The sequence below is a fragment of the Cupriavidus numazuensis genome, from assembly GCF_905397435.1.
Lineage (GTDB): Bacteria > Pseudomonadota > Gammaproteobacteria > Burkholderiales > Burkholderiaceae > Cupriavidus > Cupriavidus numazuensis.
The window spans coordinates 348,606-368,839 of record NZ_CAJPVI010000001.1 but is presented as its reverse complement, the minus strand read 5'-3'; the positions used below and the strand labels follow the sequence as shown (position 1 = coordinate 368,839).

Sequence of the window (20,234 nt, the reverse complement as noted above, 5' to 3'; positions counted from 1 at the left end):
TTCGATGGCGGCCAACATATCGCCGCCGCCTGTTCGCGCACCAGCGACACATCGTGTCCCAACCGCTCGAAAACTCCTTGGAGGCACGGGCGAAAAAAAAGCAGGTGCGGATCGCACCTGCTTTCATGTTGCGCCTGGTCGGCTTTTTTACTCTTCCCCGGAAGGCGGCCGATCATACGTCACGAATGCATAGTCAAAGCCATTGGCCTCCGAATGATGCGTTTCGCGGGACGTCTCAATCCATTTCGCCGGATCGATGGCGGGGAAGAACGCATCGCCCTCAACATCCGCATCGATCTCTGTCACCACAAGCCGATCCGCACTGGGCAGCGCCTCGGCATAAAGCTGCGCACCACCGATCAGAAACACCTGTTCGACGCCTACGCAGAGCCTTTGCGCATCTTCCAGCGAGATGGCAACTTCAGCGCCTTCCAGCTTCAGATCCGCGTTGCGGCTCACGACTATATTGCGCCGCCCAGGCAGAGGCCGGCCAATCGAATCCCAGGTCTTCCGACCCATGATGATCGGCGCACCCATGGTAGTCCGCTTGAAATGCGCAAGGTCTTCCGGCAACCGCCAGGGCAGCGTGTTGTTGCGGCCGATGGTGCCATTGCGGGCGCGCGCGACGACGAGAGTCAGCAACGTCATACGGCCACCGGTGCCTTGATGGCCGGATGCGACTGGTAGCCGACCAGCTCGAAATCTTCGTAGCGGTAATCGAAGATGCTGTCCGGCTTGCGCACGATCTTCAGCGTCGGCAGCGGCAGCGGTTCACGCGACAGCTGCGTCTGCACCTGCTCGTAGTGGTTGCTGTAGATATGGCAATCGCCGCCGGTCCAGATGAAATCGCCGACGTCCAGGCCGGTCTGCTGCGCGATCATGTGCGTCAGCAGCGCGTAGCTCGCGATATTGAAAGGCACGCCGAGGAAGATGTCGGCGCTGCGCTGGTACAGCTGGCACGACAGGCGCCCGTCGGCCACGTAGAACTGGAAGAACGCATGGCACGGCGGCAGTTTCATGCGCGGGATGTCGGCCACGTTCCAGGCCGAGACAATCAGGCGGCGCGAATCCGGGTTGGCGCGGATCTGGTTCAGCAGATCGGTGATCTGGTCGATATGGCGGCCGTCGGGCGTCGGCCACGAACGCCACTGGGAGCCATAGACCGGCCCCAGTTCGCCGTTCTCGTCGGCCCATTCGTCCCAGATGCTGACGCCGTTCTCCTGCAGCCAGCGCACGTTGGTCGAGCCCTGGAGGAACCACAGCAGTTCGAGGATGATCGACTTCAGGTGCAGCTTCTTGGTGGTGACCACCGGGAAGCCCTGGCTCAGGTCGAAGCGCATCTGGTGGCCGAACACCGAGCGCGTGCCGGTGCCGGTGCGGTCGGCCTTTTCGGTGCCATGCTCGTACACATGGCGCATGAAGTCGAGATACTGTTTCATCGGCGCGGGGCAGGGTGGAATGTGACGCGGGCGCGGGCCCGCAAACCGGACATTTTAAAGCAAGAAGGGCCACTCCCTCGGGCGGCCCTTCGGCAACGGCCAGGGTAGTTGCCCTGGCGTGGCGGCAACCCTTAGTGGCTGCCGGCCGGTTGCTGTTGCTGATGTTGCTCGCGGCGCTTCTGCACCAGGTAGCCGCCGCCAAGCACGCCGCCGATGATCAGCACGTACAGGCCCCAGTTGACCACCGGGTTGGCTTCGAAGAACGCCTTGACCAGCGGCTCGTGCACGATCATCTTCACGGCCGTGAAGGCCAGCACGCCGGCGCCGATGTAGATGATTGCCGGGAAGCGCGCCATCAGCTTGAGCACCAGGCTCGAGCCCCACACCACGATGGGAATGCTGATCAGCAGGCCCAGCACCACCAGCAGGAAGCTGCCGTGCGCGGCGCCGGCCACGGCCAGCACGTTGTCCACGCCCATCACCGCGTCGGCGATGATGATGGTCTTCATCGCGCCCCACAGCGTCGAAGCGCCGGAGCCGTGCTCGTCGCCGTCGCCCTCATCGGACAGTAGCTTGTAGGCGATCCACACCAGCGCGAGACCACCGATCAGCAGCAGGCCCGGAATCTTGAGCAGCCAGACCACGCCGATCGTCATGGCCGAGCGCACGACCACGGCACCGACGGTGCCCCAGACAATGGCTTTCTTCTGCAGGTGCGACGGCAGGTTGCGCGCCGCCAGCGCGATCACGATCGCATTGTCGCCGGCCAGGACCAGGTCAATGACGACGATGGATAGCAGTGCCGTCAGGAACTGCATCGTGAACAGATCGGTAAACCACTCCATGAACTCTCCTCAAGTACGAATAGCCGCAAACGTGCGTTTGGTTCGCCTGGAGTCGTGGAGTGAGACGGGGGACCGGGGGTCGCCTTTGCAAACCATGATTCCAGGTTGCAAAGGTCTTGCTCGACGTCTGGCGCGATCTGCGCACCAGTGTCAGCACAACCGGAGACGTCAGTCTCGGAATGACGATTGTGCTAAGGGCATGGCCCCGGAGCTACTCCCCTTTGAAGGGACGCGGACTGAATGTTTCCGCGTTGGGCCGGATTATAAACGAATTGTTGCGCCGTGGCGGCATTGGGGAAGATACGGGGGTGGGGCAGTATGTTGCGTGTGCGACACATGGAGCTGCGCATCTATCTTGCAATGCAGCAAGCGCAATTGCCGTGCGGCACCTATTCTTGAACATCGACTTTCGGCCGATGCGTCCCGGACAGCACAGCGGCGCATCCCGTGAGCCAGCGCGGCCCCACGCGATGCGGGGACGTGTACGCCTCGGGGAATAAAAAGTGGATCCACGACCACACAAGGAAACGTCATGCCGGCTGTCCCGACCCCGCTTAACCGTTCCCGCTCCAACAACTCACACCACAACGCTCACGATTCCCACGACGCCAACGATGCTCACGCCGCCCATGCGGAGGCCGCCTCCCACCCCTCGCTGGTGACGGTGTCCAACGGACATGCCGCGAAGGACGTCCCGCCGCAACCGGAGTTCATCCAGCAGTACCGCGAAGACAGCAGCGCACTGCGCGAGCAGGTACTGGCCGGGCTGCGGCAGTCCGATGCAAGCATCAGCCCGAAGTTCTTCTACGACGTGCTCGGCTCGCGCCTGTTCGAGGCCATCACCGACCTGCCCGAGTACTACCCGACACGCACCGAGGCGGCGATCTTCGCCAGCGCGGCGCCTGCCATTGCCGCGCGCGCTGGCAGTGGCTGCGTGCTGATCGACCTGGGCGCCGGCAACTGCGAGAAAGCGGCGCGGCTGTTCGGCAGCCTGCGGCCGGCGCAGTATGTGGCGCTCGATATCTCGGTGGAGTTCCTGCGCGGCACGCTGTCATGCCTGCAGCAGCAGAACCCGGACATTCCGATGCTCGGGCTCGGCGCGGACCTGTGCGGGAGCTTTGACCTGCCGCGCAGTGTCAGGCGCAGCAGGCGGCTGTTCTTCTATCCGGGCTCGAGCATCGGCAATTTCTCGCCCATGGATGCGCTCGCGCTGCTGCAGCGACTGCGCGGCGCCGCCGGGCGTGGCGATGGGGTGCTAATCGGCGTGGACCTGCTCAAGGAAGAGGCCACGCTTGTTGCAGCCTATGACGATCCGCTCGGTGTCACTGCTGCCTTCAACCGCAACGTGCTGCGCAACGTGAACCGCATCGTTGCCACGGATTTCGACGTCGACGACTGGCGCCATGTAGCGAGCTTCGACCGGGAGGCGTCGCGGATCCAGATGCATCTGCAGGCGAGCCGGCCGGTCAGGGTGCATTGGGATGGCGGTGAGCGCCGGTTCGGCGAGGGCGAGCGTATCCATACCGAAGATTCCTACAAATACCGTCCCGGCGATTTCGCCTTGCTGCTCGAAGCCGCCGGCTTCGATGATCCGGTGTACTGGACCGATCCACTGGGCTGGTTCGCGGTGTTCCACGCGCGCGCCTGAGGCCTGTCTTGGTGTGGTGTCATAATGGCCGCTGCCATGGCGGGCGGCCGCCCGTCTTCGTCCTTCCCGAACGGATGTTTCCCGATGAGCGGCTTCTCCATGCTTCCCGATCTCTACTTCAGTGGCGGCCAGGCGGGCTGGTCCGACGCCCGCCGCCTGCCCCGCGAGGGGCTGGCCCAGGCGCTGGTCGATGCGCGCAGCCGCACCCTGGCCTGGCTGGCGGTGTTCGGCCAGACGCGCAAGGGCTGGGATGTGCCGCGGCAATACGATGCGAATCCGCCGCTGTGGACGCTGGGGCATATCGCCTGGCACGCCGAATGGTGGTGCCTGCGCGGCGTGCGGCAGATCGATCGTGGCGGCGTGCCGGTGCCCGTGGCCAGCGACCCGTCGCGCCTGGATGGCGCGGACGAATGGTTCGACCCCGACCGCATCGGGCCGGACGAACGCTGGGAGATCGTGCTGCCCGACGTTGCCGTGGTCAAGCAATACGCCTCCGACGTGCTCGACGGCCTGCTGCGCCGCCTGGCCCTGCTGCCCGACGATGGCGACCTCACGCTCTATCCGTTTCGCCGTGCGCTGTTCCAGGAGGATGCGGAGGCCGAAAACCTGGCCGCGTTGCTGCAGGCGCTTGGCGTGGCGCCCGCCGCGCCGGTTGCGCCGGGACCCGGTGTGTCGGTCGCGCATGCCGGCACGCTGCATTTTCCCGGTGGCCGCTTCACGCAGGGCTGGTCGGATCCGGACGGCTACGCGCAGCCCGATGAACTGCCGCCGCAGCCTACCTATGTGCCGGCCTTCGAAATGGACGCCGCGCTGGTCAGCAACGCGCAATTCCTCGAGTTCGTCCAGGACGGTGGCTATGAACATCCGGCCTGGTGGTCGACCGCCGGCCGGCAGTGGCTGATGACGCAGGAGCGCTCCGCGCCGCGCTACTGGTCGCGGCATCCGGAGTCGCGCGCATGGATGGTCGAGCGATTCGGCACGCTGCGCACGCTCAACCCTGACGAGGCCGTGCGCCACGTCACGCTGTACGAAGCGCAGGCCTGGTGCGCATGGGCAGGGCGGCGCCTGCCGGTGGAAGCGGAATGGGAACTCGCCGCGCTGCAGAACCGTGGGCTGCAGTGGGGTAGCTTGCGCGAGTGGACGGCGTCGCCGTACGAGCCGTATGCGGGGTTTGCGGCGTCGCCATCGGACAGTGAACTGGTGGCGCGTTTCGGCACGTATCAGGCGGTGCGTGGCACGACGTTCGTCAGTTCGCCGCGGCAGCGGCATGTGCGGGCGAGGCTGGCTTTGCTGCCGGAGGAGGATTTTGTGTTTGTGGGGTTTAGGAGTTGTTCGGTGTAGAGGGTGGTACTTGGCGGGCGCCGCTGTTTCGCCGGCGTAGCCGGCGAGTCACTTTTGTCCGAGCGACAAAAGTAACCAAAAACGCGTTTTGGTTGCCCCAAAGGGGCGAATTTTTATCGTAGTGTGCTGAAGGTGTTGTACGGGTATGGGCTTCAGAGTCAGTGACGCTGCCTGCCGCGTGGGGCACCACCGTGAGTGGGATTACAGCGCTGATTGAACGAGCCCTGCAAGCGTCTGTGGCCCCCGCTGCGAGCGGTATCGTGTGATCGCCTTCGGCTGCGCTGCGCGCAGAGCCCAAGTCTGAGCACGTGGGTCCAAGGCGAACCACGCCTCGGTGACGATGCCTGCCATTGCATGCGCGGAGTAGAGAGAGGGAGAAGAAAGCCGACCCTCTGGCGTCAGCGACGTTGATGCGCTTGCCCCCAGACGACGACGTGCGCGCAGCGCAGCCGAAGGCGTCCTACCACTGACCTGGTTGAAACGCTGTACCCGAGTCCGTCTTGGGGATTGTCCAAAAGCCGTGCCGCGCGAGGCACAGGTTCTGACTCACATGGCGTAGCAGGGTCGAACGGCTGACCACCGTGGCAGGCGTCCAAAGCCGTTTGAACCCCTGCCGCCGTGGAATTGATGGCCAGCGGCAACGACGCGCTTTTTGGTTACTTTTTGTCGCTCGGACAAAAAGTGACTCGCCGGCTACGCCGGCGAAACAGCGGCGCCCGCCAAGCACGACAGCCGCGCAATCCAGCAGAGAACCAAAAAAAAAGAGCACCCCGCAGGGTGCTCTCCATTACACGAACGGCGCGCGCAGCGCCATAAGTGCATTAACGCTCGAAGCGCGAACGGCTGTTGCCATTACGTTGGCCGCCAAAGCCGCCTTCACGGTTGCCGAAGCTGCGACCACCCTCACGGCCGCCGCGATCACCGAAGCTACGGCTTTCGCCGCCGAACTTGCGATCACCAAAGCTGCGGTCGCCGAAGCTGCGTTGCTCGCCGCCACGGTAGCCACCACCTTCGCGGTTGCCGAAACCACGGTTGTCGTCACCGAAGCTGCGGCCGCCTTCCGGGGTGGCGCGCTGGCCGAAGCCGCGGTTGTCGCCGCCGAACTTGCGCTCGCCACCGAAGTTGCGCTCGCCGCGGTCGCCGAAGCTGCGTTGCTCGCCGCCACGGTAGCCACCGCCTTCGCGGTTGCCGAAACCACGATTGTCATCAGCGAAGCTGCGACCACCTTCCTGGTTGCCACGGTTACCGAAACCACGGCTTTCGCCGCCGAACTTGCGGTCACCGAAGTTGCGGTCGCCGAAGCTGCGCTCACCGCCACGGTAGCCGCCGCCGCCGTTGCCACGGCCGCCCGGCTTGCCGCCGAAGTTCGAACGCGGCTTGGGCGAGCGGCGCGGTTCCAGGCCTTCGATCACCGAAGCGTCGATGCGCTGGTTCGTGAAGCGCTCGATGCGCTTCCACTGGAACGTGTCGTTGTGGTTCACCAGGTTGATCGCGACGCCCGAGCGGCCGGCGCGGCCGGTACGGCCGATACGGTGCACGTAGTCCTCGGCCTGCTTGGGCAGGTCGAAGTTCACCACGTGGGTGATGTCGGGTACGTCGATGCCGCGCGCGGCCACATCGGTCGCGACCAGCACGCGCAGGTTGCCGCGGCGCAGGGCGGTCAGGGTGCGGTTACGCGCGCCCTGGGTCATGTCGCCGTGCAGGGCGCCAGCGGCAAAGCCGGTGTCGGACAGGCGCTCGGCCAGCGAGTCGGCATCGCGCTTGGTGGCCGTGAAGACGATGGCCTGCTTGAGCGACGAATCGCGCAGCAGGTGGTCCAGCAGGCGTTCCTTGTGCGACATGTCGTCGGTGAAGTGCAGGCGCTGCTCGATGTGGCTCTGGTCGGCGCGGGCCGCGGCGATTTCAATGCGCTGCGGATCCTTGAGCTGGCGCGAGGCGAGCTGGGCGATACGTGCGTCCAGCGTGGCCGAGAACATCAGCGTCTGGCGGCTCGCCGGGGTGGCGTCGACGATCGCGTCGATGTCATCGGCAAAGCCCATGTCGAGCATGCGGTCGGCTTCGTCGAACACCAGCATGTCCAGCGCGGACAGGTCGATGCGGCCGGCCGAGATATGGTCGAGCAGGCGGCCCGGCGTGGCGACCAGGATGTCAGGCATCTTGGACAGCGCGGCCAGCTGCTTGGGGTAGGGCATGCCGCCCAGGATGCTCGCGCAAACGATGCGGCGCAGGTTGCGGCCATACTTGGCAGCGGCTTCGGTCACCTGCAGCGCTAGTTCGCGCGTCGGCGTCAGCACCAGCAGCGACGGCTGTGCCGGCGACGGACGGGGACGCTTGCCCTTCATGCGCTTGGCCGGTTCGGTCGGGCGGTTCGTTGCGGGCTTTTCGCTGATGCGCTGGATAGCCGGCAGCATGAACGCCGCCGTCTTGCCCGAGCCGGTCTGGCTCGACACCAGCAGGTCGCGGCCGGCCAGGAAGGCGGGAATGGCCTGCGCCTGGACGGGCGTCGGGTTGTTGTAGTTCAGTTCGGAGAGCGCACGCAGGATGGCCGCATCCAGGCCAAGCGTGGCAAAGCCGTTGGTGACTTCCTCTGCCGCGACGGTTTCGGTCACTTGCTCGGGGTTGAGCATGGCGTCGAGCTTGTCGAGCGGGCTCTGGACAGCGGAAGTGATCGAAGCGTCGGTGGCGGAGGCAATAGCTTGCTCCGCACGAGTGTCGTGCTGGGTCATGTCGTAAGGATCAAAAATGCATGGCACCCCTGGCAAAGCAAAAATAGGGGTGGGCGCAGTGCAAAGTCTTAAAAAAGGCTTCGGCGCCAATCGGTGAGGCCGTTACGACAGACTCAGCTGACAGTACGGCGGCAGGCAGGGTGTCGGCAGGCGCAAAGGCCAGCCACATGGTCCCTGGCAGGCAAACAGCTCAATTCAGGCTGTTCAACAGGATCGGAGACGAGGCTACGTCGGTGAGCGGTGCGTTCTGTCGGCAACTGACACAGCAATACAAACGCGGTCAGTGCGGAGAAACAGAGCTTGGGAGGGCAGCGGAATCGCCTTGGCGGGAAGTGCCTGGCGGGTGGCGGAACTCACAGTTGCGAAACTCACGGCGCGGATTATAGCAGAACCGTTGAGAATTGTTGCGGTGCGAAAAAGTAACCAGATATGTCAGGAAGCCGGCACCTGGGCGCCGGCTCTGGCACTCGGGGCCGGCGATTGCCAATTCCGGGTTGAAAGCCCGAGGGGCCATCCTATACTCAAGGCGCGAGCACTGGATTGCTCGCCCGGGGCGGACAATAAAGTTCCCGTACTGGCCTTCTACAGCGATATTGCATCACTGCTCGCTGTGAGCATTGCGGTCATTGTCGTCACTGCCAGAATTCCTGCGACTCTCCGGGTGGTCCGGTGGGACGTCCGCGTCATGGGCGGAATCATGGGAAACCTGCTTGACATGGAATGACCGAACTGCTGATGGCGTTGACCCAGAAGGTCCGGGGCCGTCCGCAACCAGCCCGCCAGGCCATGGCGGGCTTTCTCTTTTGGGGCGGTCACTTGCGGGGCAACTTGCCTTCGATGCGCTCCAGCGGCCTGACATGCGGATTGGTCGGCCAGCCTTGCGGATAGGTGACGAGCCGCGATGGTCCGCGCTGCCGGATTCCGTGCCAGCCACGGCCCGCCGCGCCGCCGCTGCGGCTGCCGCCGAGAATGGCGGTCATGGCATCCCTGTCCAGGTCGATGCTTTCACTGAGGTCCTTGATGACGATCACTGCCATGGTGTTCTCCGGTCAGGGGGCGCCGCGGCCGCGTGGCAGCAACGCCGATTCAGTATAGGTGCACGTTGCGGCCCTGCCGGGACGCAACGCCACGCGCTGCGACTAGCGCCGCGCAACGATCCGGTCGAAGCGCAATGCGTCGACCGGGAGGCATAAAAACGCAGGAGTCATGCCAGTTTTGCGGGGTTTGACGCGTGGGATGAGTGAGAGCTAGTTGCCATGCGGGTTTGCGGGAAAAACCGGCCATCCCGCAACGCGCGATCAGCCGACCTGCATTCACGAAAGTGACTGGGATTCACCAACAGACGGGTGTTCGCTGTTGGGCGTATTCCAACAGCGGTCCGACGGCAAGTGACCCATGCGCTTGCAAGGTGGCAAGCGCGCCGCGCCGCGGGTACGCTCGGTTTGCGGATGCCAAGAGTGCGCACTAGTATCCATCGTGGACGGTGCGCTTGCGTGAGGGCGTTCCGCTTGCATCGACTTCGGGGCAACGCCGGTGGCCAGTGTCAAAGACCTGATTCGGAAGTTCCAGAACGGCGGACTGTCCGACGACGAGTTTGTTGCGTCGTTCGATATGGCGCTGGCGCACGAGCGCACCACGCCAAGCCAGCTCGCACGCGTGATCATCGAAGAAAACACGCGCTTCCCGTTCCCGCCCGCGGTCTATGCCGAAGTCATGCGCCGCATCGAACGCAGCGGTACGACGCAGTTCGATCCGGCGGGCGAATCCACGCGCATGGAAGGTCCCGTGACGGGCTCGCTCTATGCCACGTCACCGGCCGTCGGCACGGTGCCACCCGCGTCGCGGCCGAAGGGCGTCGGCGACACGCTGAACGGACGCTTCGTGCTGGAAGAGTGCCTCGGCGTGGGCGGCATGGGCACGGTGTACAAGGCACTCGACCTGCGCAAGCTCGAGGCTTCGGACCGCAAGCCGTATATCGCGATCAAGGTGCTCAACCTGCAGTTCAGCGGCCACCCCAAGTCGCTGATCGCGCTGCAGCGCGAAGCGCGCAAGGCGCAGACGCTGGCGCACCGGAATATCGTCACGGTCTACGATTTCGACCGCGATGGTCCGGTGGTTTTCCTCACCATGGAATACCTGTCCGGCAAGCCGCTCAGCCAGGTCCTCAAGGCCCCCGGCTTCAACGGCATGCCGATGACCCGGGTCATGCCCATCGTCGCGGGCATGGGCCATGCGCTCGCGTATGCGCACGAGCGAGGCTTCGTGCACTGCGACTTCAAGCCCGCCAACGTCTTCCTGACCGACAGCAACGAAGTCAAGGTGATCGACTTCGGCATCGCGCGCGGCTTCCTGCCCCCGGCGGATGAATCGGACAAGACCGTGTTCGATCCGGGCTCGCTCGGCGGCATGACGCCGGCCTATGCGAGCCCCGAGATGTTCGAGCACCGCGAGCCCGATCCGCGCGATGACATCTATGCTCTGGCCTGCGTGACGTATGAACTGCTGACGGGGCGGCATCCGTACGAACGCATGTCGGCGAACCAGGCGCGCGCGGCGGGACTGAAACCTGTGCAGCCAAAAGAGCTGGCGCGCACGCAGTGGAAGACATTGCGCGAGGCGCTGTCGCTGGACCGCGAGACGCGCACGCCGACCGTCGAACGTTTCCTGGCAGGCATGAGCACGGGGTCGGCGGCGTCGGCGCGACGGCGGCCGGCGCTGCTGGCAGGCGCAGCCGTGGCGGCAGTCGTTGGCGTGTCGGCGGTGGGCTACTACGCATGGCGTACCAGTCGAACGGCGCCGACACCGCCCGTCGTGGCGCAGGCGGACAGTGCACCGGCCACGCCATCGACGCCGCCTGCATCGACGGCTTCCGAAGCACCTGCCGCACCGCCGGTCGCTGCCCGGCCGCAGGCCGAGGTGTTTTCCATGCCTGCCGTGCTGCGCGTCGTGGCCGCCGTGCCATGTTCGCTGCTGGTCGCGAATTCGCCGGAGAACGGCAGGGTGCGCGTGCGTGGCTACCTGGCCGAGAGTGTGGGCGTCTCGGGCCTGCGCGAGCAGCTCAACGCGCTGCCGGGCGTGAAAACGCTGGACGTGGACACGCAACCGCTAAGTGCTGACAAGTGCGATATCGCACGCTTGATTGCGCCGTACTGGTCCGGCCGCCGTGAAGGCGCCGCCGCATCGTCGTTGCGCACACGTGGCAACCGCACGCAGCTCACCGAGGGCGCGCCACTGGTGCTGGAACTGCGTACGCCCGCGCAGGACTCCTACGTCTACGTCGACTATTTTGCCGCGGACGGCAACGTGGCCCACCTTGTGCCGAGCACGCGCGTGCAGGCGCACCAGGCGCCGGCCAGCTATAGCGCAACGATCGGCGATGGCGGCGAGTGGGTGATCTCGCGCCCGTTCGGCACGGAGCTGGTCGTGCTGCTGACCACGCCGGCGCCGCTGTTCGACGGGCGGCGTTCCGACGTGGAGTCGTGGCAGGACTACCTGAAGGCCGTGGAAAAGCCGCTTGGGCAGATGGCGCACAAGTACGGGCAGGACCGCATCAGCGCGGACCTCGTGGAGATCTCCACGCGCGCGAAGTGAGGCTTGGAGGGCGAGGCGTTACGCTACTTCAGGTCGCGCGCCACGCGGAAGCCGTTTTGCGATTGCCGCACGCTCGAGCTGTACTTGAAGCGCGTCGACGACACCATGTAGGTTGCGCCTTCGCGCCATGATCCGCCGCGGATCACGCGCGCGCCGCAACTGGCTTCTTCCCAGCTCCGGCCGTCGGCCGGCGCGTTCTTGTAGCTGCTGTGCCAGCAGTCGCGAACCCATTCCCACACGCTGCCGTTGACGTCGTAGAGGCCGAACGGATTGGCCGCGAACGATCCCACATTGGCTGGCGCATCCTGGCTCCACGGGTCGCCGCAGTCCTTGCAGTTGGCCGTGCCCTTGCGCATCTGGTCGCCCCACCAGTAGGCCGATGCGGTGCCGCCGCGCGCCGCGTATTCCCATTCCGCTTCGGTCGGCAGGCGGTAGGTCTTGCCGGTGGTCTTGCTGAGCCAGGTCACGTACTGCTGCGCGTCGTCCCAACTGACATCGCGCACCGGTGAGTTCTTGGCACTGTTCGCGACCGTGGCGATCCGGTCGCAGCCACCGGTGTCGACGCAGGCGTTCCACTGCTCGACGGTCACTTCATAGCGGCCGATCGCAAACGGCTGGCTGATCGAAACGTGGTGAGGCGGCTTTTCGGCGGGGTCGCTCGCATTGCTGCCCATGGTGAAGCTGCCGGCTGGCAGGCTCACCAGCACGGGGCAGACCGGGCAATCGCGAATCTCGCCTTTGGCTTCGACAGGTGGCTTGCGCTCGCCGCCCACGCTGACCGACCCGGAAGCCGTCGTGCCCGGACGCGAAGGTGGCGCTTCCGATGGCGCCGCGCCTGCACCGGCTGCTGCACCGGCTGCTGCGGGAGCCGGCGGTGCGGACCGCTGCGGCGGCGGGGTAGCCGGTTTGGCCGGAGGCGTCGCGGCAGCCGGTGGCTTGGCGCGTTCCGGTGGCGGAGTTTTTGCAGCGGGCGCACTGGCGGCCGCGAGGCGTTCCATGCGTGCCCGCGCAAGCGCCGCGAAACGCCCGTTCGGGTATTGCTTGAGATAAGCCTCGTAGTCGCCGGCGTAGTTGCTGTTCTTGATCGATTCCCAGAACGTCAGCTCGTACTGCTCATCGCTGTTCTTGGGCAGGATGCCGGCGAGCAGCACCGGTGCACTGTTGCCCGCAGCCGATGCTTCGCCGGCGGTGGCCGGGACCGCCATGCCACCGAGGACCGCGCTGAGGCTCAGCACGGATGCGATCAGAACGACAGGAGGTTTGCGCCACATTTTCGGACCCCGTTGGAACTGCGGCCAGCCCGATGCGCGCGCTGTGGCGGCGCCTGGGGCGCATTGTGGTGTTGCCGCGACGTCGGCTTGCTTCAAGATAGCACAGCGATTGTGAATCCGGAGGTGCTTGCATCGGCGCCTGTGGCGCCCAGCGCATGCGGGTCGCGCAAAGTCGATGCGAAGATGTCATCGCGAGTTCGCTTTTTGCCAAGTTCCGTTCTAACCTGAATACCGAATCGCCGAGCGCTGGGCCAAGAGCAACCAGAAGAACCACGGGCTTGCGGGACAACGTGATCGGGTATTCGGACACTCTCCGGGAGGCGCCGCGTATGTCCAGACGATTCCTGCTCCGCCTGTTGGCGGCTATGGCCGTGGCCGTTGTGCCATCCGTCTCGATGCCGACTTCGGCGCCGCCGAATGCGGAGGTCTACATCATCTGGCCGCCGGACGGCGCCGTCATCACTGGCGGCAAGTTCTGGATCCGCATGGGCCTGCGCAATATGGGCGTCTGTCCCAAGGGCATCGAATCTGCCAAATGCGGCCATCATCACCTGCTGATCGATACGGATCTGCCGCCGCTGGACAAGGAAATCCCTTCCGACAAGAACCACCTGCACTTCGGTGCGGGGGAAACGGATGCGCGCATCGAACTGCCACCGGGCAAGCACACGCTGCAACTGCTGCTCGGCGATGCCAAGCACGTGCCGTTCGATCCGCCGCTCTACTCGAAGAAGATCACCATCACGGTGAAATAGCCGAACCAGCGCGAGGGGGATCCACCATGTTCAAGCTGCTAGCCGCCACGTTGCTCGGCGCGTGCCTCCTGCTGCCAGCCGCGGCCATGGCCGGGGAAACGCCGGCGCCGCCGGATGCGTACCTGTACATCGGCTTTCCGAACAACGGGCAGGTGCTGCCCGCGGGCAAGCCGTTCAAGGTATGGTTCGGCCTGCGCAACATGGGCGTGGCGCCAAAGGACGTCAAGTACCCGAAGACCGGCCACCACCACTTGCTGATCGACGTGGACCTGCCGCCGATGGACAAGGAAATCCCGAACGATCGCAATCACCTGCATTTCGGCGCGGGCGAAACCGAGACCATGGTCGAGCTGCCACCCGGCAAGCACACGCTGCAGTTGATCATGGGCGACGACAAGCACATCCCGACCAATCCGCCGATCTACTCGAAGAAGATCACCATCTACGTGAAGTGATTCCCGCTGCGTGGCGGCCGGTTGGCCGCCACGCGTCCTTGCGCGCGCGGCCTGCGGAGTGGCCCGTCGCACCACATTTACTGTCGTGCACTGTCGTATAACAGCCGACAGTGATCGGCCGACTGTTGGTTCCCGTACGCCAGTGGGCACGCTGTCAATGTGTTCCATCATGGCCCCGCCTATTCCCCGTTGCGCATAAAGCCGCTTGTTTTCAAGGCTTTGCGGTCGATACCGCGCGCACCGCGCCACGCTGGCACACCCTGTGCAATGGTTATCCGGAAAGCAACACCGGACGCCATCTGCCGATGCGCATCCACAACCTCACCGCCGGCCTCATTTCGGGGTTGGAGTGCGCGCCAGCGCGAACCACAATACAGACACGCAAGGCAGGGCGGCACCACTCCGGTGGCGTCGTCGTGCATGCGGTTGCAGGAAGACATCGTGCCCAACGTCTCTACCGAATCGTCCTTGACTGTTCCGCGGCCGCGCCGCATTTTTGCCTGGGTCGCAGCTGCGGCCTGCGCGGGATGGCTCACCGGCTGTGCCGACTTCCGTCCGCCGGTGTACGAGCGTCCGGAAACGCCGGCCAAGACGGAATGGTCGCGGCAGGAGTCGATCACGGTATCTCCGGCCGAGACCGTGCAGCCGAACTGGTGGCAGGGGTTCAAGGACCCGTACCTGAACAAGCTGATCACGCAGGCGCTGTCCGGCAACTACGACATCAAGGTGCTCGCCGCGCGCATCCGCGTGGCGCAGGCGCAGATCGGTGAAGCGAAGGCCGGCCAGCTGCCGGTGATCGACCTCAATGCCAACGCGAACGTCACCAAGACCACCGGCCAGGCGGTCGCGCGCAGCTACAACCTGGGCGGCCAGTTGAGCTGGGACATCGACATCTGGGGCAAGGTCGAGAAGGGCGTGCAGGCGCAGACCGCCGAGTTCCACGCCACCGAAGCGGACTGGCGCGCAGGCTACCTGACGCTGGCGGCCAATGTCTCGACCGCTTACTTCCAGATCCTGCAGTTCGACGAGCAGATCGATCAGCAGGCGCGCACCGTGCAGAAGAACGGGCAGATCCTCAACACGTACCAGGCCATGTTCCAGAACGGGCTGGTGCCGAAGATCCGCGTGATGCAGCAGCAGGCGGAAATCAACCGGCTGACCAAGGACCTGATCGAGCTGCGCCGCTCGCGTGACGTGACCGAGAACGCGCTGGCCACGCTGGTCGGCGTCCCTGCCGGCAATCTCAAGGTGCCGCCCGGCAAGCTGCAGGAGCGCGTGCAGCCGCCGCCGGTGCCGGCGGGCCTGCCGTCGCAGTTGCTGGCGCGCCGGCCCGACATCGTGGCCGCGGAGTATCGCGTGCTCGCGGCGTACAACATCGTCGGCCAGGCCCGGCTCGCGCAACTGCCGAGCATCAGCCTGACCGCGAACGGCGGCATGGCCAGCTTCGCGCTGAACAGCTTGCTGAAATCCTTCACGTTCGGCCTCGCGCCCAGCATCACGCTGCCGATGCTGGACCCCAACGTTCGCGCCCGCATCAAGACGACTGAGGCGCAGGTCAAGGTGGTGGAAAGCGATTACGGCCGCACCGTGATGAACGCGTTCGAAGAGGTGGAAACCGCACTGGTCAACGTCGACGCGCACAAGAAGCAGCGCATCGAGTTGCAGCAGCAGGTTGACCAGTTGCGCGTGGTGTCCTCGCAGATCGAGGCGCAGCTCAAGGAAGGCGTGGTGTCGCAGCTCGAAGTGTTCGAGACCGAGCGTTCGCTGCTGAGCGCGCAACTGTCCTTGTTGGCCGTCCACCAACAGATCCTTGCCGATACTGTCACGCTCTACAAGGCGCTCGGCGGCGGCTGGACCGACGTGCGGGTCAGCAACGCGACGGCGAGCAATTCGCCGTCGCAGTGACCCGGCGCCCGTTCGTCAGGCAGCGTTCACGATACATCAGCTTCCGGGCAGGCAGGGCACGCCAGCGGTTTGCGCCGCATGGGCGACACCTTGCGCGCTACGGCTGGTGCGCATTCAATTGACTAGCGAGAGGCGTCGCCTACTATGTTGATTGTCGATTCATCCTCCGGTGCGGCAGCGTTCGACGCTGCACCTGTTGGTTTCTTGGAAACATGGCTCCTGACGATGCACTGATCATGGAAATGCCGGTGAGGATGGGTCAGGAGTTCGACATTCTGCTGACGCCCGTCTCGCGTCCGGAACTGGGCGAGATCCGCATCGGCGAAGACCTGTTCGCCGTTGGCCGGAGCGAGGCACCGTTCGTTTCCTACCCCGAAGAGCTGACCGCGGCGCTGTCGCGCCGGCACGCGCGCATCTTCGCCGAGCACGGCGCGGTGTACGTGGCGGACCTCGGCAGCAAGAACGGCACGCGCATCAACGGCGCCGACGTTGCCGGGCATCCGCTGCGGCTCAGCGACGGGGACGAGCTTTCCTTCGGGTCGGCGCTGTCGTTCCACGTACGGCTTTCGCCGCGCGTGGCCGCGCCGGAAGCGCCGCGCGTGATGGTCACGCTGCAGCCGGAACGCAGCGACCTGGGTCTGCAGCCGATCGAGCTGAGCGGCTTCCCGTACCTGATCAGCAAGGCCGATGACACGTTCGCGCGCTACCGCGACAGCCATCCGCAGCAGGTCAACTACCTGTCGCGGCGCCATGCGCATATCTACCTGAAGTGCGGCGTGCCGTTCCTGGAGGACCTGGGCAGCACCAACGGCACCTTCGTCAACGGCCACCGTCTTGCCGATCATGGCGTGCCGCTCAACGATGGCGACCTGATTGCGTTCGGCGGCAGCCACTTCGTCTACAAGATCGCGGTGCAGCGCGAAGGCGATGCCGACGCCACGGCTACGCGCACCGTGTTCGCCGCACCGGATGCCGTGGCCGACGTCGAGCCCGTTGCCGAGCATACGGCGGCGCCGGCGCATGCACTGGATGACGACGCGGACAAGACAACCTTCGTCGGCGCGGCCGATTCGTTCCTCGATATCTTTTGCGTCGACTACGCGGCGCGGCAGGAAGACGAGGTCAATGCCGATGCCGAAGCGCAGGCCGCGGCGGCTACCGATGCGTCGGCGCGCAAGGGAAATGCGTCGCGCAGCCGCACGGCGCTGCTTGCGGGAGAAGTCGCCGGACGCTTTGGCCTGAATGACCCGGTGCGCGTGCGGCGCGCAGCGCGATGGGGCCTGGTGGTGCTTGCGCTGATTGCGGTGGGCCTCGGTGCGCTCTACCTGCGCGGCATGCCAGAGCGCGACGTGAAGTCGCTGCTTGCCGACGGCCAGTACGCCGGGGCAGCCAAGGCGGCGGACGCCTATCTCGCGCGGCACCCCGACGATGCGGCGTTCCAGGCCATGGGCACGGAAGCGTTGCTGCGTGCCTACGTGCCGCAATGGGCGGCCAAGCTCAAGGCAAAGGATTTCAGCGGCGCCGCTACGCTGCTGGCCGAGATGGCCTCGGGCAGCCAGCACAACGCGGACGCACACCCGCTGGTGCGCGAGCTCGAATGGATCGGCGACCTGGAGCGCTACTTCGCGCAGCGCGGCGGTGCGGAAGCGCCGATCCGGCTCTACACCGATGAGTCCGTCATACGCGGCCTGCTGACGCACTGGAACCAGGACACCGGCGCGCACCAGCGTGCGCTGGGGCGCATCGCCGGATACGAACCGGCATTCCGCGACGTCTATGCGAGCGCGCTCAGCGATGTGCGCAAGCTGCAGACGGACGAGTCGGTCTACCTGGCCGCGATCGACCGGCTCAATGCCACGATCGCCACCGAACTCGCGCGCGACAAGCCCGAAGCGCTGCAGCCGGTGCTGGATGACTATAAGGAAAAATACCCGCGGCTGTCCGGCCTGGACAAGCTGCAGGACGACCTGCGCCGCTACACCGCGCTGATGCAGCCGCTGCGCGCCCGCAACCCGGGGCCGCTGGTGGCGCGCATGGCCGATGCGAAGTTCGCCACGCCGCCATTCCAGGCACAGTACGCGCGTCTCGCGCAGCGCCTTCCCACCACGGACGTCGCGCGCCAGTATGCCGTGGCCGCGCAAGCGTGGCAGCGCGGCGACAGCGCGACCGCCATCGCGGGCCTGCGCCGCATCAGCGCCGGGCCGTGGGCCGACGACGTGGCGAAAGACGCCGCGCACAAGCAGCAGGTCGCCACGCAGTACGCGGCACTGCAGGGCTCGCGTGGTGCGGGGGGCTACGAGGACAAGCTGCTGGGCTTCTACGCCATGCTGGATCCCGACGAGGACAAGTACTACGCCAAAGCCGTGGAGCCGGATGTCACCGCGATCCGCGACAGTGCCTTGCGGCGTGCGCGTGAGCTGGTGAGCCGCGCCATTGCAGGCTGGAAGCAGTACCGCGCCAACGGCCAGATCGGCGCCGACCAGCGGCTGGAACCCGGCATTTCGCCGAAGTTCCGAGACCAGGCGAAGCGCCTCGCGCAGGCGCAGGAAGATGCGCGGCAAGGGATTCGCATCGTCAGTCAGCTCAAGGCCGGCGAGAGCGCAGATCTCGCGCAGTGGAACAAGGCGGAAGAGGAGATCCGCGCAGAAGTCGACCAGCAGCGCCGCGCCTTGCAGGAGCTGCGCATGGTGCTCGACCCGGCCGTGCTCAAGGCCAAGCTGGACCTGCTGGGCGGCGAAGCGCAGGGCACCGAAGCTCCGGCTGGGGCATCGGCTGCAGCGGCCGCCACCGCGGCGGCATCTGACAAGCCGAAAGAGGCGCGGCCATGAACGACACACAAGGCAGCAACCGCCTGAGGCCACTATCCGAGGCGCTCGAGGACCACGGCGGCGAAGGCATTGCCATCCTCACGGCCGAGCCGTGGCGGCTGAGCTTGCTGACGATCGTGACGACGTTCGCGCTGGTGGTGTGCGCGCTGATCTGGTCGTTCTTCGGGCATGCCGACGTGATCGTCACGGCCGAGGGTACGCTCGCGCCGGAGTCGGAGGTCAGGCGCTTCTACGCCCCCGTGGACGGCGAACTCGCGGACCTGTATGTCGCCGAGGGACAGCCGGTGTCGAAGGATGACGTGCTGGCCCGCCTGAACGCACGCGGCGCCATTGAAGCCGCGGCCAATGCGCTGGAAGCGCAGCTCAAGCTCGAAGACTCCGAGCGCGAATGGAAGCAGTTCCCAGAGAAGAAGGCGTTGATGGAGCGTCGCGCCGCCGCGCTCAAGCAACAGATCGACGTGGGCACGCGCCAGCATGAAACGCGCATTGCCGAGGGCACGACAAAGCTGACCGAGCAGCAGCGCGCGCAGATTCAGGAGGCGCGCAGCAATGTCGAGAATTCGCGCCGGGCCCGAGACTTCGCGCGCCAGGAGCAGGACCGCTATACGCGGCTGTTCGCGCTGCCGGCCGGCGGTGGCGTGTCGCAGTCGCAAGTGGATGCCAAGCGCGCGGCCACGCAGGAGGCCGAAAACACGCTGCGCGTGGCGCAATCGCGGCTGGCCGAGCTGGAAGCGCGGCAGGGCCAGGAGCTGACCCAGGCCAACGTGCAGCTCGAAAGCAGCGGCCAGGAACTTGCCGGTCTGCGCGTGCAGTACGACGCGGCGATGCGCGAGATTGCGAGTACCGAGGACAAGCTGCGCCTGCAGGTGCAGACTGCGCGCCTGGTGGCCGAAGCGGCCGCGCGCATCCGCTTCGAGAACATCGACAAGGACAACTTCCTGCTGATCCTTGCGCCGGTGTCGGGCGTTATCACGGACGTGACCTCGACCCAACGCGGTGACAAGATCCAGGCCAATACACCGATCGGTGGCATCGCACCCAATGACGCGCGCCCCGTGCTGAAGATCGCCATTGCCGAACGCGACCGCGCGTTCCTGAAGGAAGGCCTGCCGGTCAAGCTCAAGTTCAACGCGTTCCCGTACCAGCGCTATGGACTGATCGAAGGCACGCTCGAATACATCTCGCCGGCGACCAAGCCGGGCGGGCCGGACAAGCAGCCGGTCTATGAAGGCCGCATCCGCCTGTCGCGCGATTACTACGCCGTGGGCGAAACCCGTTACCCGCTGCGCTACGGCATGACCGCCACGGCGGAGATCGTGGTGCGCGAGCGCCGCCTGATCGACCTGGGCCTGGATCCGTTCAGGCAGGTGGCAGGCTAGCTGGGCACGGGGTTCACGGAGCGAATCGCGACCGCCGCAGTGCGGCCGTTA

At 65.7% G+C, this 20,234-nt stretch carries 14 protein-coding genes; 8 read left to right on the top strand and 6 right to left on the bottom strand.

What is annotated here, in order from left to right; all coding sequences use genetic code 11:
- Positions 1 to 147: 147 nt before the first annotated feature.
- The 3 genes from KHO41_RS01825 to KHO41_RS01815 form a co-directional block, all read right to left on the bottom strand.
- On the bottom strand, positions 148 to 648 hold the full coding sequence (locus KHO41_RS01825) for a dihydrofolate reductase (protein ID WP_211951585.1): 501 nt from the start codon (positions 646 to 648) through the stop codon (positions 148 to 150).
- On the bottom strand, positions 645 to 1,439 hold the full coding sequence (locus KHO41_RS01820; RefSeq protein ID WP_211951584.1) for a thymidylate synthase: 795 nt from the start codon (positions 1,437 to 1,439) through the stop codon (positions 645 to 647). Before KHO41_RS01820 ends, KHO41_RS01825 begins: the two co-directional genes overlap by 4 nt.
- A gap of 131 nt (positions 1,440 to 1,570) precedes the next feature.
- The gene (locus tag KHO41_RS01815) at positions 1,571 to 2,284 is read right to left on the bottom strand and encodes a TerC family protein (RefSeq protein ID WP_211951583.1); all 714 of its coding nucleotides are present in this window, start codon (positions 2,282 to 2,284) and stop codon (positions 1,571 to 1,573) included.
- A gap of 532 nt (positions 2,285 to 2,816) precedes the next feature.
- On the opposite strand from KHO41_RS01815, the gene egtD reads away from it, so the two are divergent.
- On the top strand, positions 2,817 to 3,932 hold the full coding sequence (gene egtD / locus KHO41_RS01810) for an L-histidine N(alpha)-methyltransferase (RefSeq protein WP_211951582.1): 1,116 nt from the start codon (positions 2,817 to 2,819) through the stop codon (positions 3,930 to 3,932).
- Between the two features lie 84 nt (positions 3,933 to 4,016).
- Positions 4,017 to 5,273: an SUMF1/EgtB/PvdO family nonheme iron enzyme gene (locus KHO41_RS01805; protein WP_211951581.1), complete on the top strand. Its 1,257-nt coding sequence runs from the start codon at positions 4,017 to 4,019 to the stop codon at positions 5,271 to 5,273.
- Between the two features lie 821 nt (positions 5,274 to 6,094).
- Here KHO41_RS01805 and KHO41_RS01800 read toward each other — a convergent pair.
- Together KHO41_RS01800 and KHO41_RS01795 are read right to left on the bottom strand one after the other, a co-directional pair.
- The gene (locus KHO41_RS01800) at positions 6,095 to 7,999 is read right to left on the bottom strand and encodes a DEAD/DEAH box helicase (protein WP_211951580.1); all 1,905 of its coding nucleotides are present in this window, start codon (positions 7,997 to 7,999) and stop codon (positions 6,095 to 6,097) included.
- A gap of 812 nt (positions 8,000 to 8,811) precedes the next feature.
- Positions 8,812 to 9,036, bottom strand: coding sequence for a hypothetical protein (locus KHO41_RS01795; protein WP_211951579.1), 225 nt, complete (start codon positions 9,034 to 9,036; stop codon positions 8,812 to 8,814).
- A 496-nt stretch (positions 9,037 to 9,532) separates the two neighbouring features.
- Here KHO41_RS01795 and KHO41_RS01790 point away from each other — a divergent pair, with 496 nt between their 5' ends.
- On the top strand, positions 9,533 to 11,590 hold the full coding sequence (locus tag KHO41_RS01790; RefSeq protein WP_211951578.1) for a serine/threonine protein kinase: 2,058 nt from the start codon (positions 9,533 to 9,535) through the stop codon (positions 11,588 to 11,590).
- 23 nt (positions 11,591 to 11,613) lie between these two features.
- Here KHO41_RS01790 and KHO41_RS01785 read toward each other — a convergent pair whose 3' ends face one another.
- Positions 11,614 to 12,861, bottom strand: coding sequence for a formylglycine-generating enzyme family protein (locus tag KHO41_RS01785; RefSeq protein WP_211951577.1), 1,248 nt, complete (start codon positions 12,859 to 12,861; stop codon positions 11,614 to 11,616).
- A 329-nt stretch (positions 12,862 to 13,190) separates the two neighbouring features.
- Between KHO41_RS01785 and KHO41_RS01780 the strand changes: the two genes are divergently transcribed.
- The 5 genes from KHO41_RS01780 to KHO41_RS01760 all read left to right on the top strand — a co-directional run bounded on the left by KHO41_RS01780 (position 13,191) and on the right by KHO41_RS01760 (position 20,183).
- Positions 13,191 to 13,616, top strand: a complete 426-nt coding sequence (locus KHO41_RS01780) for a DUF4399 domain-containing protein (protein ID WP_211951576.1) — start codon at positions 13,191 to 13,193, stop codon at positions 13,614 to 13,616.
- Positions 13,617 to 13,642: 26 nt separating this feature from the next.
- On the top strand, positions 13,643 to 14,071 hold the full coding sequence (locus KHO41_RS01775; RefSeq protein WP_211951575.1) for a DUF4399 domain-containing protein: 429 nt from the start codon (positions 13,643 to 13,645) through the stop codon (positions 14,069 to 14,071).
- Positions 14,072 to 14,491: 420 nt separating this feature from the next.
- On the top strand, positions 14,492 to 15,976 hold the full coding sequence (locus KHO41_RS01770) for an efflux transporter outer membrane subunit (RefSeq protein WP_211951574.1): 1,485 nt from the start codon (positions 14,492 to 14,494) through the stop codon (positions 15,974 to 15,976).
- A 212-nt stretch (positions 15,977 to 16,188) separates the two neighbouring features.
- A complete protein-coding gene (locus tag KHO41_RS01765) occupies positions 16,189 to 18,804 on the top strand; it encodes an FHA domain-containing protein (RefSeq protein ID WP_211951573.1) in 2,616 nt (871 codons plus the stop codon).
- Positions 18,801 to 20,183 (top strand): HlyD family efflux transporter periplasmic adaptor subunit, encoded by a 1,383-nt coding sequence (locus KHO41_RS01760; protein WP_211951572.1) that lies wholly within the window; start codon positions 18,801 to 18,803, stop codon positions 20,181 to 20,183. The genes KHO41_RS01765 and KHO41_RS01760 overlap by 4 nt, the downstream gene beginning before the upstream one ends.
- Positions 20,184 to 20,234: the final 51 nt, after the last annotated feature.

Bases quoted from the DNA above. Each gene is read 5' to 3' on its own strand.
- KHO41_RS01800 (WP_211951580.1), bottom strand. From the start codon at position 7,999: ATGACCCAGCACGACACTCGTGCGGAGCAAGCTATTGCCTCCGCCACC.
- egtD (WP_211951582.1), top strand. From the start codon at position 2,817: ATGCCGGCTGTCCCGACCCCGCTTAACCGTTCCCGCTCCAACAACTCA.
- KHO41_RS01765 (WP_211951573.1), top strand. From the start codon at position 16,189: ATGGCTCCTGACGATGCACTGATCATGGAAATGCCGGTGAGGATGGGT.
- KHO41_RS01780 (WP_211951576.1), top strand. From the start codon at position 13,191: ATGTCCAGACGATTCCTGCTCCGCCTGTTGGCGGCTATGGCCGTGGCC.
- KHO41_RS01760 (WP_211951572.1), top strand. From the start codon at position 18,801: ATGAACGACACACAAGGCAGCAACCGCCTGAGGCCACTATCCGAGGCG.
- KHO41_RS01785 (WP_211951577.1), bottom strand. From the start codon at position 12,861: ATGTGGCGCAAACCTCCTGTCGTTCTGATCGCATCCGTGCTGAGCCTC.
- KHO41_RS01815 (WP_211951583.1), bottom strand. From the start codon at position 2,284: ATGGAGTGGTTTACCGATCTGTTCACGATGCAGTTCCTGACGGCACTG.
- KHO41_RS01805 (WP_211951581.1), top strand. From the start codon at position 4,017: ATGAGCGGCTTCTCCATGCTTCCCGATCTCTACTTCAGTGGCGGCCAG.
- KHO41_RS01820 (WP_211951584.1), bottom strand. From the start codon at position 1,439: ATGAAACAGTATCTCGACTTCATGCGCCATGTGTACGAGCATGGCACC.
- KHO41_RS01775 (WP_211951575.1), top strand. From the start codon at position 13,643: ATGTTCAAGCTGCTAGCCGCCACGTTGCTCGGCGCGTGCCTCCTGCTG.
- KHO41_RS01770 (WP_211951574.1), top strand. From the start codon at position 14,492: ATGCGGTTGCAGGAAGACATCGTGCCCAACGTCTCTACCGAATCGTCC.
- KHO41_RS01795 (WP_211951579.1), bottom strand. From the start codon at position 9,036: ATGGCAGTGATCGTCATCAAGGACCTCAGTGAAAGCATCGACCTGGAC.
- KHO41_RS01825 (WP_211951585.1), bottom strand. From the start codon at position 648: ATGACGTTGCTGACTCTCGTCGTCGCGCGCGCCCGCAATGGCACCATC.